General features: G+C 71.5%; 5 protein-coding genes. All 5 read left to right on the top strand.

Features of this window, described 5'->3' with window-relative positions; translation table 11 throughout:
- Positions 1-187 precede the first annotated feature (187 nt).
- The 5 genes from KHC23_RS08345 to KHC23_RS08325 all read left to right on the top strand — a co-directional run bounded on the left by KHC23_RS08345 (position 188) and on the right by KHC23_RS08325 (position 15,042).
- Positions 188-1,912 (top strand): C2 family cysteine protease, encoded by a 1,725-nt coding sequence (locus KHC23_RS08345; protein WP_213371368.1) that lies wholly within the window; start codon positions 188-190, stop codon positions 1,910-1,912.
- Positions 1,913-1,979: 67 nt separating this feature from the next.
- Complete coding sequence (locus tag KHC23_RS08340; RefSeq protein WP_213371365.1) at positions 1,980-6,713, top strand: DUF6603 domain-containing protein; 4,734 nt, start codon at positions 1,980-1,982, stop codon at positions 6,711-6,713.
- A gap of 3 nt (positions 6,714-6,716) precedes the next feature.
- Positions 6,717-8,750 (top strand): hypothetical protein, encoded by a 2,034-nt coding sequence (locus KHC23_RS08335; RefSeq protein ID WP_213371363.1) that lies wholly within the window; start codon positions 6,717-6,719, stop codon positions 8,748-8,750.
- Complete coding sequence (locus KHC23_RS08330) at positions 8,747-12,403, top strand: hypothetical protein (protein ID WP_271188665.1); 3,657 nt, start codon at positions 8,747-8,749, stop codon at positions 12,401-12,403. Before KHC23_RS08335 ends, KHC23_RS08330 begins: the two co-directional genes overlap by 4 nt.
- Positions 12,404-12,414: 11 nt before the next feature.
- Positions 12,415-15,042 (top strand): hypothetical protein, encoded by a 2,628-nt coding sequence (locus tag KHC23_RS08325; RefSeq protein ID WP_246544436.1) that lies wholly within the window; start codon positions 12,415-12,417, stop codon positions 15,040-15,042.
- The last annotated feature ends 11 nt before the right edge of the window (positions 15,043-15,053 follow it).

Genomic DNA, 15,053 nt, shown 5'->3' with positions numbered 1-15,053 from the left:
CGGCGCCCGGGAGACCGCCCGCGATTTCGCGACAGCCTGTCCGGCGGAGCCGGGCTGGGTGGCAGCCTCCGCACCCCGCCGCCACGCCGGTCATGAAAGCGTGGCCAAATAAGATTGTAAATATTGACGATACAACTCTAAGGTGCAATGGTGCCGTCATTGGCAGGTGGTGGCCCGGGGACAATGGATGCCGAGGATACCTGTAGATCCGGCGAAGGCTGACGGCCTGCTCGTCTATCTGCCGCAGGCGGGGGCCGCTCCGCCACCCGGCACGCCCCACGCCCATTGGGACCAGGCGGAGTTCAAGGACATCCACCTGCCGCCGCCGGGCGCCGACTATCGCTACGTCGCGAGCACCGGGCCGCTCTTCGTGAATGAGCCGGCTTTCGAGGACGTGAGGCAGGGCAGTATCGGCGATTGCTATCTTCTGTCCGCCATCAACGCGCTGATCAGGAGGAAGCCGAAATCGATCCCCGACATGATCGGCGCCGATGCCGATCATGTGCATGTCCGTTTCCACGTGCCGCACGCCGGCGCGACGTCTCCCGTCATCGTGCGTGTGCAGCGGACGATACTGCATGCCGTCGTCAAGGGTCAGAATGTTCCACTGCAGCAACACAAGGCGGATTGGGTTTACTTCATCGAGAAGGCGTATGCCTTTCTCAGGGCTTACTATCTGCAGCCGATATTGCAGGAAGACCTGGTCAAGCTGCCGAATCCGCCGCCGCCGCAACCGCTGCCACCGCCCTCCCTGCCGCCCTGGCCGTTCCAGAACGTCGCGCGGCCGCCCGTGGCTTCCGCCGATAGACGCTATGCCTGCACCTATCTGGAAGCGCTCGCTTCCGGCGTGACGCATAGAGCCTATGAGCATCTCGCAGGTGGAACGTCGGATGTGATTTCGCCGGCGGTGACCATAACCGGTATTAACGGGCCCGTTACAATGAATACGAGCGTCTTCCGCTGCGAGTTGCTTCGCTCGATGCTCGACGAGAGCTACCTGTCGCCGCTGCATAAGGATTGGCGGCCGATTCTGGGCACGTTTCTCACGACGGCGGGCAAGAAGACCAACTATATCATGGTCCCGCTCCCGGGGGCCACCGTCGCGGCGCCGTTTTCCGCCGTCGCGGACGAGATACGCGCACACATTCGCACGACCTATGCCAATCGCCGATCGGCCGTGGACAAGTGCCTGGATATAATTTCCAGGAAAATAGAATATATCCAGGAAATGAGACGCGAAGACATCGCGCGCCAGCTCAAGGATATCAAAAGAACCGAAATAAATCTCTCGGCTCACGGCTACAAGCCGGTGAATTTCGAGGGTGTGATCGCCGATTTTGTCGCCAACTCATTCCCGGGGAAGCGGGGAACCGGCGTATATGCGGACTACCAGCTCGATATTTTTCAGAAGATCGAGACAGGGTTGAAGGCCGCGAGTCCGGCGCCGATCTCCGCCGCCTTCGCGGGGACGAAACGCATTCTCGGCACCGAGTCCGACTGGATCGTCTTCAGAAAAAACATCGATTCGGCGAAGAAAGGTCTCGTCGCGGGTCACGCCTACCAGATCGCGGATACGGCGACCATAAAACTGGAGACGACGGCCGGGCGGAGAGATATCCATTTTCTATACATAAGAAATCCATGGAATGACTATGTTCGGCGCTACGTGCCGAAAACGGTCGAGACGGCGGGGGGCCTTCAGGTCGTGTCCCTGTCGGGGAAGATGGTCGAGCAACTCGCCTCCATCCCGGACAATCCGCTCGACATCCTGAAGGCCGAAAGCTTGGGCCTGCAGGATGACGTCAAGAGGCTGGAGGCGGTGGTCTCGCAAGACGCCGATGGGCGCGCCTTCTTCCCCATCGAACTCTCCGACCTGACCAAGTTCTTCGACCAGATCGCGATGTGCTCCTGAAGCAACCGCAGTGTTCTTCCAGCCAACGGGTTGCGACCAACAGTCAGACGAGCAGGGGACGACGCGGATGGCCGGCGGCAATGAAAGGGACGATGCACCTGCGGCGAGGTTCCTGTCCACGATCGACCCCGGGCAGTTCGAGGCTCTTGGCCTCAAGGACCATGGCTGCGATCAACTCGACGCCTGGCTGGCCTCGCTTGCCGAGGGCGGCGGCACGGTCTCGGCCCGGCAGTTCGCTCTGCCGCTGTTCGGCGCCGAGGGCGCGCGGTCGGACGCGACGCGTCTGTTCGTCGCCTCCGGCGAACACCGCGAGGTCTGGCGCCCGGGCGATGCCTATGGCGCGCTCAAGCCGGCGCAGGGCGCGATCGACAAGGCGCTGGGGCTTCGCTCGGTCCGGCTCTGCTACTCCTCCTACGATTTCGCCGCTGTCCGGGGCCTCGCGGGCAGGGTGGGCGCCGAGGACAGGGCGCGCATAGGTGCCCTGTCCCGCCAGCTCGACGCGGACTGGCCGCACGAGACGGCGCCGCTGCGGATCGGCATCAATTTCACCGGCGAGGCGACGTTGTTGCCGGACCTCGACGCCGCGCAGCGCCGGCGCTTCGGGCTGGAGCGCAGCGTGCGCGTCGCCGGCTGCGTCGGCAGGCGGCCGGATGGCCACTGGATCGAGGCCAGCACCGAACTCGCCCCCGAACCGCTGGCGCTGCTGGACGGGCGGCTGTCCGTCGCGCTGGTCCGCGCCTGCGTCGGTGCGGAGCGGGTGAAGCCGGGCGGCGCCACGCCGCAATTCACGCTCGGCCTCGACGGGCGGATCGCGCTCGACCAGCAGGCGCTGGCGGCCTCGATCCGGGTCGATCCCGGCGCGAAGCGGCTGACGCTGGTGGCCGATGCGCCGGACCCGATCAAGGCCGGGGCGCTGGTCAAGGGGCTCGTGCCCGAGATCGAGGCCGCGCTCGGTGGTGCGCTGGGCGCGATGGACACGGTCGTCCCCGGGCTGCGGCGGCTCGAAGTCACCGCGCCGCTGACCGGGCTCGACGGTGGGCGGGTCGCGCTGTGGCTGGACTACTCCGCGCCGTTCACCCTGTTCGATCTGATCCGCTTCACGCCCAGCCTCCGCGCCACGGGGAGCTACAGGGACACCGAACTCGCCTTCGAGGCCGAGCTGAGCGGCATTGGCGAGATCGGCAGCGGCGCCGACATGGTTCGGTTCGAGACCACGCTCTCCCTGCCGGAGGGCACTTTCCGCGCCGGGCTTGCCGAGGGCAGCACGATCTCGCTGCCGGCGGCCTTCGCCGCACGGCTCGATGCCGTGGCCGGCCGGGAGAGCCTGCAATTCGTCGATCTCTCGATCACCGCCAATACGAACGAGGGCAGCTATCGCTTCTCGGTGATCACGGCCGGCTTCCTGCCATTCGCGGTCGGCAGGGGGACCCTGCTGATCGGCGACGTGCGCTTCGAACTCGCCAGGCGGCGGGCGGAGAGCCTCACGGCGCGGCTGGAGGCGACGTTGAGCATCGGCGACGTCGACGCCGACATCCTGATCGACATCGACAACGGGATGAGCGGCACGCTCTCGGTTCCCCGCCTGCCGATCGGCGCCCTTGCCGCCGACCTGCTGCAGATCGCCGCTCCGGAAGAGCTGGCGGCGGTCGAGATCGACGATGTCGAGGTCGCTCTCACGCTCGGCGAGCAGACCTCGTTCGCCTTCTCCGCGACCTCGCAATCGCCGTTCGCCCTTGCCGGGCTCACCGCCACCCTGGCGACGTTGGAGGTCCGCCATGAGGGAGCGCTGTCGCTCAAGGGCAAGGGGAAGATCCGGTTCGACGCCACCGAGGTGGCGCTCGACCTCGAATATGCCAACGAGAACTGGAACTTCCGGTTCGGCGCCGACACCCGCTTCGATCTCGGCAAGGCGCTCGGCCCGCTCGCCTCGGAAATCGGATTCGAGCCGCCCTTGCCGCCGGACAGCGTCGTCGTCACCCGGGCCGCCGGCGCGCTGCGCCTCGGCGCCGAGGGCACCCGCATCGCGCTGAACTTTGAATTCAAGATCAATGGCGGTGATTTCCGCCTGACGCTGGTGGCGGCGCGACTTGCCGCGAACCCGGCATCGGGCTGGGACTACAGCCTGAAGATGGGGCCGGCGAGCCTCGATTTCCGCAGCCTGCCGGTGATCGGCGGGCCGATCGGCATGGCGGCCGACCGTTTCGCCGGGAAAGGCGAGGAGGGCGGCGGCAAGAAGATGGTCGGCCTCGACGCGCTGCAGCTCGGCGTGCTGTCCACCCTCGTGGAGGCCGATCTCGGCGCGCTGTTCAAGAACCTGCCGGCGACGGACTTTCCCCCGCCCGGCGAGGTCGGTGGCAAGGTGTCGCTGGCCGGCACGCTGCGGCTGCTCGATTACGAGAAGGCGATCGTCTATCCCTCGCCGAAGAAAGCCGAGGCGGAAGCGGCGACGCCGGCGCCCGGCGAGGGTATCGGCAAGGAAACGGGCAAGGCGCCCGGCGAGGTCGAAACCGCCACCCCCGCGCCCGCCACTCCCGCGCCCCTCGACAAGCCGCCCTCCGACGACATGCGCTGGCTGCCGGTGCAGCGCGATTGCGGCCCGCTGCACCTCGCCCGCCTCGGCGTCGGGCTGCGGCGGGCCGATGGCAGTTGGGAAGTCACCGCCGCGCTGGCCGGCAGGATCAGCCTGTCCGGCGTGCAGCTGGAACTGATGGACGCCGGCGTCTCGGTCCGCATCGACAGGCTGAACGCGCCGCGCGGCCGGCTGAAGGGCATGAGCCTCAGCTTCAAGCGCGGGGCGATCTCGGTCGAGGGCGGCTTCCTGCAGGTCTCCGAGACCGTCTATGGCGGCCAGCTCAGCATCCAGCTGCCCAAGGTGTCGGTCGGCGTGGTCGGGCTGTACGGCAGCTACGAGGTCGAGGCCGGGCCGCCCGCCACCTCGCTGTTCATCTATGGCTCCCTGAGCCTGACCGGCGGCGCCGGCATCAGGCTGGGCGCGCTCACCCTCACCGGCATGGCGCTCGGCTTCGGCTTCAACCGCCGGGTGGTGGTGCCGGCGATCGGCGAGGTGGCGGATTTCCCGCTGGTCGCGCTGGCGATGGCCGATGGCGAGGAGCCCAAGGGCAGGCCCTCGGCGATGGAGATGCTCGCCACGCTGGAAAAGCACCTGCCGTTCGATCAGGGCCAGATGTTCGCCGCGCTGGGGCTGCGCTTCACCATTGCCGAGACCATCGACGCCTTCGCGCTGGCCATCGCGCAGTTCGGCCGGGAGGTCGAGTTCTCGCTGCTCGGCCTCGCCCGGTTCGAGAAGTCGGCCGGGGCGCAGAAATTCTGCCGGGTCGAGCTTGCCATCAAGATGACCTTGCGCCCCGAGGAGGGGGTGTTCCTGCTGCAGGCCGAACTCACCGCCAATTCCTGGGTGCTGGACGAGGGCTGCCGGCTCACCGGCGGCTTCGCGCTGGGAGTGTGGTTCGCCGGCGCGCGCAAGGGCGATTTCGTCCTCACCATCGGCGGCTATCACCGCGACTTCAAGGTGCCCGCGCACTACCCGGTGGTCCCGCGCCTCGGCCTCAACTGGGCGGTGACCGACGAACTGACGCTCAAGGGCGAGCTTTATTGCGCGCTCACCCCCTCGCATCTGATGGCGGGCGGGCGGCTTGAGGCCGCCTTCGTCAAGGGCCGGATCAAGGCCTGGTTCGTGGCGGCGATCGACTTCCTGCTGCGATGGGCGCCTCTGGAATACCGGCTGGACGCGGGAATTTCGATCCGCGTCGAGGCGGAACTCTCCATCGCCACGATCAATCTCAGCCTCGATGTGACGCTCAGCCTGTGGGGTCCGCCCTTCGCCGGGCGGGCCACGGTGAAGGTCTCGGCGCTGTCGTTCGAGATCGCCTTCGGCGGCGGCAAGGCCTCCACCGAGATCCAGACATGGGCCCGGTTCGGCGAGCTGTTCCTCGACAAGGCGAGCAAGGACTGGGATGCCGTGCCCGCTGCCGGCGTGCCGGTGCAGGGGCCGGCGATCTGCGGGGCGGCGCTGGTCGGCGGGCGGCTGTCGCAGCCGGGCGAGAAGCCGCCGGGCGGCCCGTGGATCGTGCGCGGCGATGAACTGGTGCTGTCGGTGACCTCGCTCCTGCCGGCGACCACACTCGCCTTCGGCACCGCCGGCGGCGTGCTGCCGCGCCGCGGCGACAGCGGCAGGAGCCTGGTGGCCGCCGAGCCGCTCACCCTCGCGGCGACGGCGCACGTCCATGCCGCCGAGAGCGTGGCCTTCGGGCTGGTGCCGCTGTCGGTCACCGATGCGCGGTCCGTCCTCCGTGTCACCCTGGTCAAGGACCTCGCCGGCGGCGTCACCGTGCCGCTCGACCTGGAGGGGTGGCATCTGGTGCCTGAGCGCCAGGCGATGCCGGCCGCGCTGTGGGACCGGCAGCCGCCGGGAGAGGCCCCGGCGGCGAAGATGACCGGCGCCTACCTCACCGGCCTCGCCTCGCTGAAGCCGCCGGCCGGCACGCGCCGGGGCGAAGGTATGGCGGTTGAGGTCGCCCGCCATCGCGAAAGCGACCGGGTCTTCCACGGCCAGCCGGCGCCCGAGCCCGCCATCGGCCTCGGGTTGCCGGCCGGTTCCGCACGGGCGACTCCCGATCCGTTCGCCGCCGCCCACCGGCCGCGTCAGGCCGCCATGGCCGAGGCGCTGCGCGGGCTCGGCCTCGCGGTCGATCTCGGCGCCGCCGCCGACCCGGCCGGCCATGTCTGGGCGCGCGCGCCGCACGCCCCGCCGATGAACGCCAGCTGGCAGCAAGGAGCCTGACCCATGCCGAATCCCGGCGCGCCGCTGCCCGAGGCCCTCAAGCTCGATCTCTACGACGCCTATCTCCCGGCGCTGACCGCCGGCCTGCACCGCATCGTGGTGCAGCAGAGCATCGGCTATGAGCGGCCCGCGGGAACCCCGCAGGCGCATCATTATCGGCGCGACGAGGCCTTCGTCGTGCGCGGCCCGCGCTTTCTGGTCGACGAGAACGACATCCACGCCCGCTCGCCGGCGCAGGGCGCGATGGGCGATTTCCACCGGCACATCGCCCATATCGTACTGCGCAAGCGCGCGCTTCCCTGGGAGCGGGAGCTGGCGGCGGGCGAGGGCCCGCGCGTGCCCTGGATGGCGCTGCTGCTGCTGACCGAGGCCGAGTTCCAGGCCCAGGGCGGCGAGGAGGCGGTGCGGGTGATGGCGCCGACCGCGCTGTTCGCGCCCGGCCGCCGCAGCGCCGACGGCACCGTGCTGCTGCCGCGGCTGGACGAGGAGCCGGGTAACGAGGCCGGGGACCTGCGCGTCAACATTCTCGATCTCGACCGCGATTTGGCGCGCCGTCTGTGCCCCTCGCGCGCCGATCTCGCCCGGCTCGCCCATGTGCGGCGGGTGGCGATGGACGACAAGCCGCGCGCGGCGATGCACGGGGAGGGCGAGTTCCCGGTGGTGTGCGCCGGCCGCATTCCCGCGCCGGGCGCCAACATCGCCCTGCTGGTCTCGCTGGAGGGCTGGGAGGAACTGGTCGAGGAAGCGGGCGGAGCACCGCCGTCGAAGCCATCCCTGCCGGAAGGGCCGGGCCGGCTGCGCCTCGTGGTCCTGACGCGCTGGCGCTTCACCCACGACCCCGCCGCTGCGCACAGTTTTCCGGCGGCGGCGCGCGGCCTCGACACCGGCCTGCTGCGCCTCGCCAGCCCGCCCGGTACGCCGGAAAGCGTGGCACGCCCACTCGCCGCCGGCTACACGCCGCTGCCGTATCGCACCGCCGGGGGCGGCGCGACGCTGGCCTGGTATCGCGGCCCGTTCGCCCCTGCGCCGGTGCCGCCGCTGCCGGTCGACACCTTCGCCCATGCCGATGCCGCGCTGATCGTGTCGCCCGAGGACGGGTCGCTGACGCTGTCCTATGCCGCCGCCTGGCAGTTGGGGCGGCTGCTGGCGCTGGCCTCGCCCGGCTTCCTCGCCGCCACCCGCGCCTTCATCGCCGACGATGCCGGGCCGCGCGAGGTGGCGTTCCGGCTCGACACCTTCATGCGCACCCATCTGCGCGCGATCCAGCGCGAATGGGCGGCCGACCCGGCCCCTCCCGCCGCCGAGGAGGCCGACACGCCCGGCTATTTCCGGGCGGCGATGCAGATGCTGGACTGGCTGCACGGGCTGATGACGCTTCAATCCGTCCCGTTTTCCTATCTGGTGGCGGGCGAGGGCCTGCTGCCGGTGGCCAGCCTGCGCTATTTCCATCTCGACCCCAACTGGCTGCTGGCACTGGCCAATGGCGCGCTGAGCCTGAGTGGCACCGCCACCGGCGACGCGGCGGCCGCCGGCCCGTCGATGCGCCGGCTGCTGTCGCGGCTGCTGGAGCGCTGCGAGGCCCGCGCCGCCGCCGAGCCCGATCCGCCGGGCACCGGTCTCGACCGGCCGCGCACCGGCTTCCTGCTGCGCTCGACGCTGGTGTCGGACTGGCCGGGGCTGGAGACGGTGGTCGCCACCGCGCCGCCCTCGGCACGCCCGCTGCGGCTGGAGCGGCTGGCCGGCGACATCCTGCTGGGCATTGCCGAGGGGCAGATCGTCTCGCTCACCTTCAAGGAGCCGCCCGAGGGGCTGGTCCTGCGTCTCGGCGAACCGCACAGGGGCGTGCCGGAGCCGGACGCCGAGCGCCGGTTCAGCCCGCTGGCGCGTCTGCGGGCGGAACAGGCGCTCGGCCAAACGCGGGGCGGGCCCGCCATGCCGTCCGGGCCGGCGCCCGACCCGCTCTCCGCCGCCGCCTTCGTCGCCGCGTCGGTCGGCAGCGGTAGCTGCCAGACCTTCATATGGGAGATCGCGCCGTGAGCCCGGCCAGCCCCCTCGTGGCGACGGCCTCGCCGTTGCTGGTCCCGCTCCAGCTCGAAGCCCTGGTGATCGAGGGCGAGGCCTCGCCGCAGACCGGCGAGCTGCTGCTGGCGCGGCACACCGCCGAGCGCGGCGCCGCGCTGCGCTGGAAGGGGGCGCGCGCCAGCTACGTCTCCGGCCTGCGCACCCTCATAGACCCCAGGCTGAACCCGTTCCATGGCGCGGTGCCGGAAGCGGGCGGCCGGCTGGCGCTGCGCGAGAGCGAGCGGCCGAAAAAGGGCGAGCGCGGCGTCTATCTGCGCTGGATCGTTCCCGCCGGGCTGCGCAGATCGCTCGGCGAGAACAGCCTGCGCTTTCCCGCCCTGCCGGACCAGTGGCTGGTGCTGCGCCTGCTGCGCCGCGCCAGCGCCCGCCGCGAGGTGGAGTTGAAGGCGTGGGTGATCGACGGCTCGGCCTATCCGGGCGACGCCACATCGGCCAGCCTGCCGGTGGCGATGCCGGACGGCGGGGCGTCGGGCCTGCCGGAGCTGGCGGCCCGGCCGGTCGGCATCGCCGAGCCGCTGGAGGTGTATGACGCCGCCCGCCATGCGCGGCGGAGCCGCACGCCGATCACCGCGCTGGGCACGCCCTGGACCGGCTCGCCCACCTTCACCACCTCGCTGGCGGAGAACCGCAACATCCTGTCCTGGCACGACGGGCTCGATGATCTGCGCGACGCGCAGGAGCGGCTGCCGGCGCTCGCCTGCGTCAGCTACGCGGTGGTCGGCTGGCATGGCGCCCCCGGCGACGACCCGCTGGCCGCCCTGCCGGCCGCGCTCGCCGACAGGGCGGGTCCGCCCGCCGGTCTTCAGGCGGTGCTCGATCATCTGCGCTGGGCGCTGCCGCCCGGGGCCGGCGCGGCGCCCGGGCCGTGCCTGTTTCACGGCCAGGTCGCGCACATCAATTTCTGGGACGCCGCCCGCTATCGCGGGCCGCTGCTCGGCGCGCCGCAATCGCCGCCGGCCCATGCCGGCCTGTCGCCGCAGGAGACGCGGCTGTCGGTCGGGCTCGGCGCCTCGGCGCCTTCGGCGCTGTCCGCGCTGGTGTCGGACCAGTGCTGGAGCGACGAGGTCGACCCCGCTGATCGGCCCAAATGGGCGGTTCTGGAGGGGCACCTGCTGGGCGCCGCCGATCCCGCCGCGCTCGACACCGGCGAGCGCCGCCGGCTCGACCACCCGCTCGGCTTCCGGTCGCTGGAGGCCGGGGTACGGCACAGCCTGGTGCGCACGGGGAACGGCGCGGACACCGCACCCACGCCCACGCCCACGCCCACGCCCACGCCCACGTCCGCGCAGGAGCAGGCGCTGGCCCGGCTCAACGAGCGTCAGGGCGCGCTCAACGACGAGGTGCGGGCGCTGATCGCGCGCGGCCACGCGCTGCGCGCGACATGGCGCGAGCGGGTGATCGCGGTGCGCAATGGCACCTTGCGTCCCGCCGGGCGGCCGGAACTGCTGGCCGGGCTGGAGGCCGATCTCGCCGGCTTCGGGCAGGACGTGGAGGCGGCGCAGGGCGTCGCGGCCCGGCTTGCGGCCGATCGCGCCGCGCTCGGCGCCGGCCTGCCCGCCGGCTGGAGCCTGAGCCCGGATGCCGAGCCGCGCTTCTGGGCCGCGGCCGATCCGGTGGTGATGCTGGCCGGGCTGCCCGGCGCCAGCCGGCCGGCGCTGCCCGACCCGTTGCCCTGCCGCACCCTTGCCGACCTCGTGACCGCTGCGCCGGTGGTGGCCGAGGAGGCGCTGTTCCCCGCCGCCGCCCTGTCGGCGCTGGCCGGCACGCTCGCCGCCAGCGGCCTGCCCCGCGCCGATGCTCTCGCCGCGCTGCTCGGCGAGGCGGTGCTGATGGAGCAGGCCGTCGCCTCCGAGGCGTTTGCCCGTGCCGCACCCTTCACCGGCCAGGGCGACTGGCAGGGCTGGAAGGACGCCTTGCAGGCCCGGTTCCGCTCCGGCGTGCCGGGGCGGTCCATGGTGCTCGTCGGCGAAAGCGGGCGCGAGGTGCGGCCGGAGGCGCTGGTCGCGGTCTGGGGCCAGCAGCCCTGGTCGCCGCTCTATATCGACTGGGATCTGAACTGGCACCCCAGCCCGGGAGGTCTGGCGGACTGGACCTTCCCGACCGGGCAGGAACCGCTGCATTACGACTATCGCCAGCCGGAGAGAACGCCCGCCGCCGGGCACGAGGCGGCGCGCCGGGTGGCCGGCCGCAGCCTGATGGCGCCGATGGACGGCCGTTTCCTTACCGGCGCGTTGGAGGCCGCCCTTGCCGAATCGCGGCTGAACGGCGGCGATTTCGCCGAGCTGACCCGGACCCCGCTGGCCGGACAGGAACTGGCGGGGCTCACGGCCGCCATGCGCGGTCTCAATGCCCGGGCGCTGACACCCTCGCCCGACGCCGCCATGCCCTGGCTCACCGTGGCGACCGACCGCCCGCTGCAGGCCGCCATGGCGGCGCTGGCGCAACTCGCCGCCGGCCTGCGCATCGCCGCGACGGCGCCGCTGCCGCCGCTCGGCGCGAGCCCGCCGGGCGAAGCCGCCCCGCTCGATGCCGGCTGGTTCCGCCTCGAGCATCTGTGGGTGGTCGACGATTTCGGGCAATGGGCGGAGCCGGTCAGCCGGCCGGAAATGCGGGTGCAGCCGCATCCGCGCTCGCGCCTGCGGCTCAAGGCCGAGGTCGACGACACCCAATGCGGCCCGTTCGCCCTGCCGCCCCGGCTGGTCGACGGCGCGCGGCTGGACGTCGCCTTCATCGGGGCGTCGCCGATCCGCGGCTGGGTCTATGTCAACCGGCTGGACCACGCGCTGGTGGTCTGTGCCGGCGACGGCCGGCTGCTGGGCGAGTTGGCGCTGCTGCCGCCCGGCGCCGGTGCGCCCGACGCGCGCGTGGTGTGGCGCAGCCTCGCCGAGCCCGGCCCGGTGGCGCTCGCCGGGATCGCCGATCCGGTGCTGGCCCATCTGGCGGCGTGGCTGGCCGATGCCGCCGAAGGCGCCACGCGTCTGGCGAGGATGATGCAACTGGCCGAGGACGCGCGCCGGGCCATCCGCAGCCGCGAGGCCGCGCCGGAGCAGATGCTGGTCGGCCGGGCGCTGGCGGTGGTGGCGGCGCGCGCGCGGCTGCAATCGGTGCGCGGCCCGGCCGGCGAGGCACCGCTGGACCTGCCGCTGCGCATCGGCAACCGGCGCCACCCGCAGGACGGTCTGGTCGGCCATGCGCAGGGGCTGCGCTTCTCCGCCTTCGCCCCCATCGACGCGGTCGCGCCGGCGCGGGCGGGGTTCGGGGCGGCGAGCGAGTTCGTGCTGGTGATGGACCCGCTGGCCTCGGTGGAGTTCGCCTGCGGCGTGCTGCCGGCGCGGTCGGCGAGCCTGCCCACCGACGCGGTGCGGGCGGCGCTGGCCCGGCTCGAAATCGGCTTCGGCGTCGGGCCGGTCCTGTTCGCCGGCGGCGTGCCGGTGCTGCCGGCGCCGGCCAGCACCGGCGGCCAGTGGGTGCTGCGCGAGCCGGGCGGCGCCACCGCGCCGGTTCCCGCGCTCGCCATCGAGCCGCGTTTCGACGGGTCGCCGCCCGCGGCGGCGGAAGGGCGGCTGATCCTGCGCCGGCCGGCGCCGGTGGCTACGCCAGAGGCATGAGAACGGGAACCATGAGGATGCACCGCACGCTGTTTCACGCCCTGCTGGCCGCCGCCCTTCTCGCCGCGAGCCCGTCGCCCGGCCCCGGGCCGGCACGGGCGCAGACGCTCACGCCAGCCGCCGCCCCGCCGGTGGTCGAGGCCCGGGTCGTTGCCGGCGACGTGCCGACGCTGCAGCTCACGGTGGCGCCGCTCGCTCCGGGCGAGGGCCGGCCACGCCCGCGGGTGATCGAGATCGTGCTCGACAGCGACCGTCTCGCCGATGCGCTGCTGGGCGGGGAAACCGATCAGCTCTGGCAGGATATCGGCACGGTCAGCGGTGTTCTGCAGGAAGCCGGCGGGGACAGGCCGTGGTTCCTGATGCGCAGCGAGGCGCCCGAGCCCGGCAAGGCCCGCATCGGCATCGCTAATTTCGATCTCAATGCGCGCGAGGACGAGAGCACGCCGGTCAGCGCCGCCGCCCGGCCCTTGCACGTCGTCCTGCCGTTGCGCTCGGGCGAGCGCGCCCTCACGCTCCGGGTCAGTGCGGGCGCGAGCCTCGACGCGATGTCGGCGGCGGCGACCGTCGAGGCGCCGGTGGAGCGGCCCGCCGAGGCCGATGACGAGGCCAGGGTACGCTTCGGCGCCGACACGGAGCCGCTCACGGCACTGGCGATGGGCACGCCGGTCACGCTGAGCTGGAACATCACCGGCTGCGTCCAGGCGACACTGAGCGGGCCGGTCGACTACCGCGAGCCGAGCCAGGCGATCCGGCCGGACGGCACGGTGTGCGCGGGTTCGAAGAGGGTGCTGGCGCTCGGGCCCGCCACCTACCAGCTCACCGCCGAGATAACCGGCCGGGGCGGCAGCCGCGTCAACGTCGTCATCAAGCGCACGCTGACCCTCGATGTCCGCAAGCTCGACCAGTTCGCCAACCTGATCCTGACCCCGCCCTCGGTGCTGCCCGGCGGCACGGTCACGGCGCGCTGGTACATCCGCGAACTGCCGGCGGACGAGCGCCGCGAGGCCATGCTGGCATGGACCGACCTGCACGGCCAGCGCCGGCTCCAGCGCCTGCGCGCCTCGCCTGGCCAGACCGTGTCGGGCGAGATGAACTTCATCGTCCCGGCCAGCCCGGGCGCCGCCGATGCGGTGGTTCGGCTGCAATATGGCGAGGAGACCATAGAGCGCGCCTTCGCCATCGAGCCGTGGCAGCCGGCGGGCCGGAGCCCGGTGGCCAGCGGCGCGCTGCGCGGCATGGCCTTCGCCGGCGGCCGGCTGGTTCTGTGCGGCGAGAACGGCATCTTCCTGTCCAGGGTGGGGGCGGGCGGCGGGATCGACGGCAATGGAGTCGGCAGGACCAACGACCCGTTTCCCGATTTCGTCCGCGAGCCGATCCGCGTCAGCGACCGTCCGGCGACGGAGGCGAAGGCGGAGGCTCTGCCGCCCGACGCGCTCCGGATACAGGATGCCGCGTGTCTCGCCGTGCGCGCGTTCGACGCCGAGCGCGTGGTGGCGGTCATTGCCGCCGGCAATGCCGAACCCGGCACGCCCGGCTATGCCGAGATGACGCTGATCGCGCCGGCCGTTCTCTCCGCCACCTATCCGGCGACGCTGACCGACGACCCGATCGACACCGCCAGGCCGCAACGGCGCGACTACCAGATCGGCGTGCTGCGCGGCCGCATCGTGGTGCAGGTGCAGCGCGGGCCGATCGACCGTGCCACCGATCTCAACCCGCGCTCCTCGATCCGGGCATTCTCGATCAGCGAGAACGATATCCGCACCGGCAGGGCGGGCTGGCGCGGCGAGCCGCTGCTCGGCACGCCGGAACTGGAGCCGCAATATGGCTGGCACATGGTCGATGGTTTCGGCAACGACCGGCAGTCGCTGTTCCTCGTCAACGAGGTGACCGGCGCCCTTTCCCGTTACGACGCGCCGATCAATGCCGCGCTCCTCGCCCGCGCCCGGGACACCGGCTCGCCGGCGCTGCTGGCGCAGGCGCGCGAGGACATCGTCCTCGACGACCCGAAACGGGCGACGGACATCGCGCCGCATCTGGCCCCGCTTCTGGCCGGCGGGCCCCTCGTCAATGTCGGTGGCCTGCTCGTCGCGCTGGGGGCGGAGGTGTCCTACAATCCCTATACCGACAAGTGGCAGCAGGGCGCCTTCGGCGACAATGCCCGTGTCGGCAGCGTCGCCGCTTATCGCGGCGACGACGAGCCCCGACTGTGGCTGGTCAATCCCGACGGCCAGCGCTCCAGCCTGCCGGTGGACAGCCCGCGCCTGTTCTCCGCCGATTATTTCGAAAGCCGGCAGCTCGCTGCCATTCCCTATTTCGCGCTGGGCGCCAGGGTGACGGTCAAGAGCCGGCAGCCGCTGACGCTGAGCACCGACCGCAAGACGCTGATCGAACCGCTGTCTGAAAGTATAGAATCCATAATTTGCAGTATAAATGAAAAAGAGACGCCGATATCGGTCGTCGTACGCGAGTACAGGATGCTTTATCCCGACCGCCAGTTCGATCTGATCGGCGAGTCGGAGGATCAGACCATCAACGTAAACAAAACCCATTTCGGCAGGGCGCAATGGGATCAGACTGTCAGCTCCGATCCCTGCGTCATCGTCCGGATCGAGCCGATTCCGGTGACCGGCAACTGAACCCGCGCCGG

This window comes from Ancylobacter dichloromethanicus (genome assembly GCF_018390645.1).
GTDB classification, from domain to species: Bacteria; Pseudomonadota; Alphaproteobacteria; order Rhizobiales; family Xanthobacteraceae; genus Ancylobacter; species Ancylobacter dichloromethanicus.
The sequence above is the reverse complement of the archived record's forward strand: the minus strand, read 5'-3'. Positions and strand labels throughout refer to the sequence as shown.

Bases quoted from the DNA above. Each gene is read 5' to 3' on its own strand.
- KHC23_RS08345 (WP_213371368.1), top strand. From the start codon at position 188: ATGCCGAGGATACCTGTAGATCCGGCGAAGGCTGACGGCCTGCTCGTC.
- KHC23_RS08340 (WP_213371365.1), top strand. From the start codon at position 1,980: ATGGCCGGCGGCAATGAAAGGGACGATGCACCTGCGGCGAGGTTCCTG.
- KHC23_RS08335 (WP_213371363.1), top strand. From the start codon at position 6,717: ATGCCGAATCCCGGCGCGCCGCTGCCCGAGGCCCTCAAGCTCGATCTC.
- KHC23_RS08325 (WP_246544436.1), top strand. From the start codon at position 12,415: ATGAGGATGCACCGCACGCTGTTTCACGCCCTGCTGGCCGCCGCCCTT.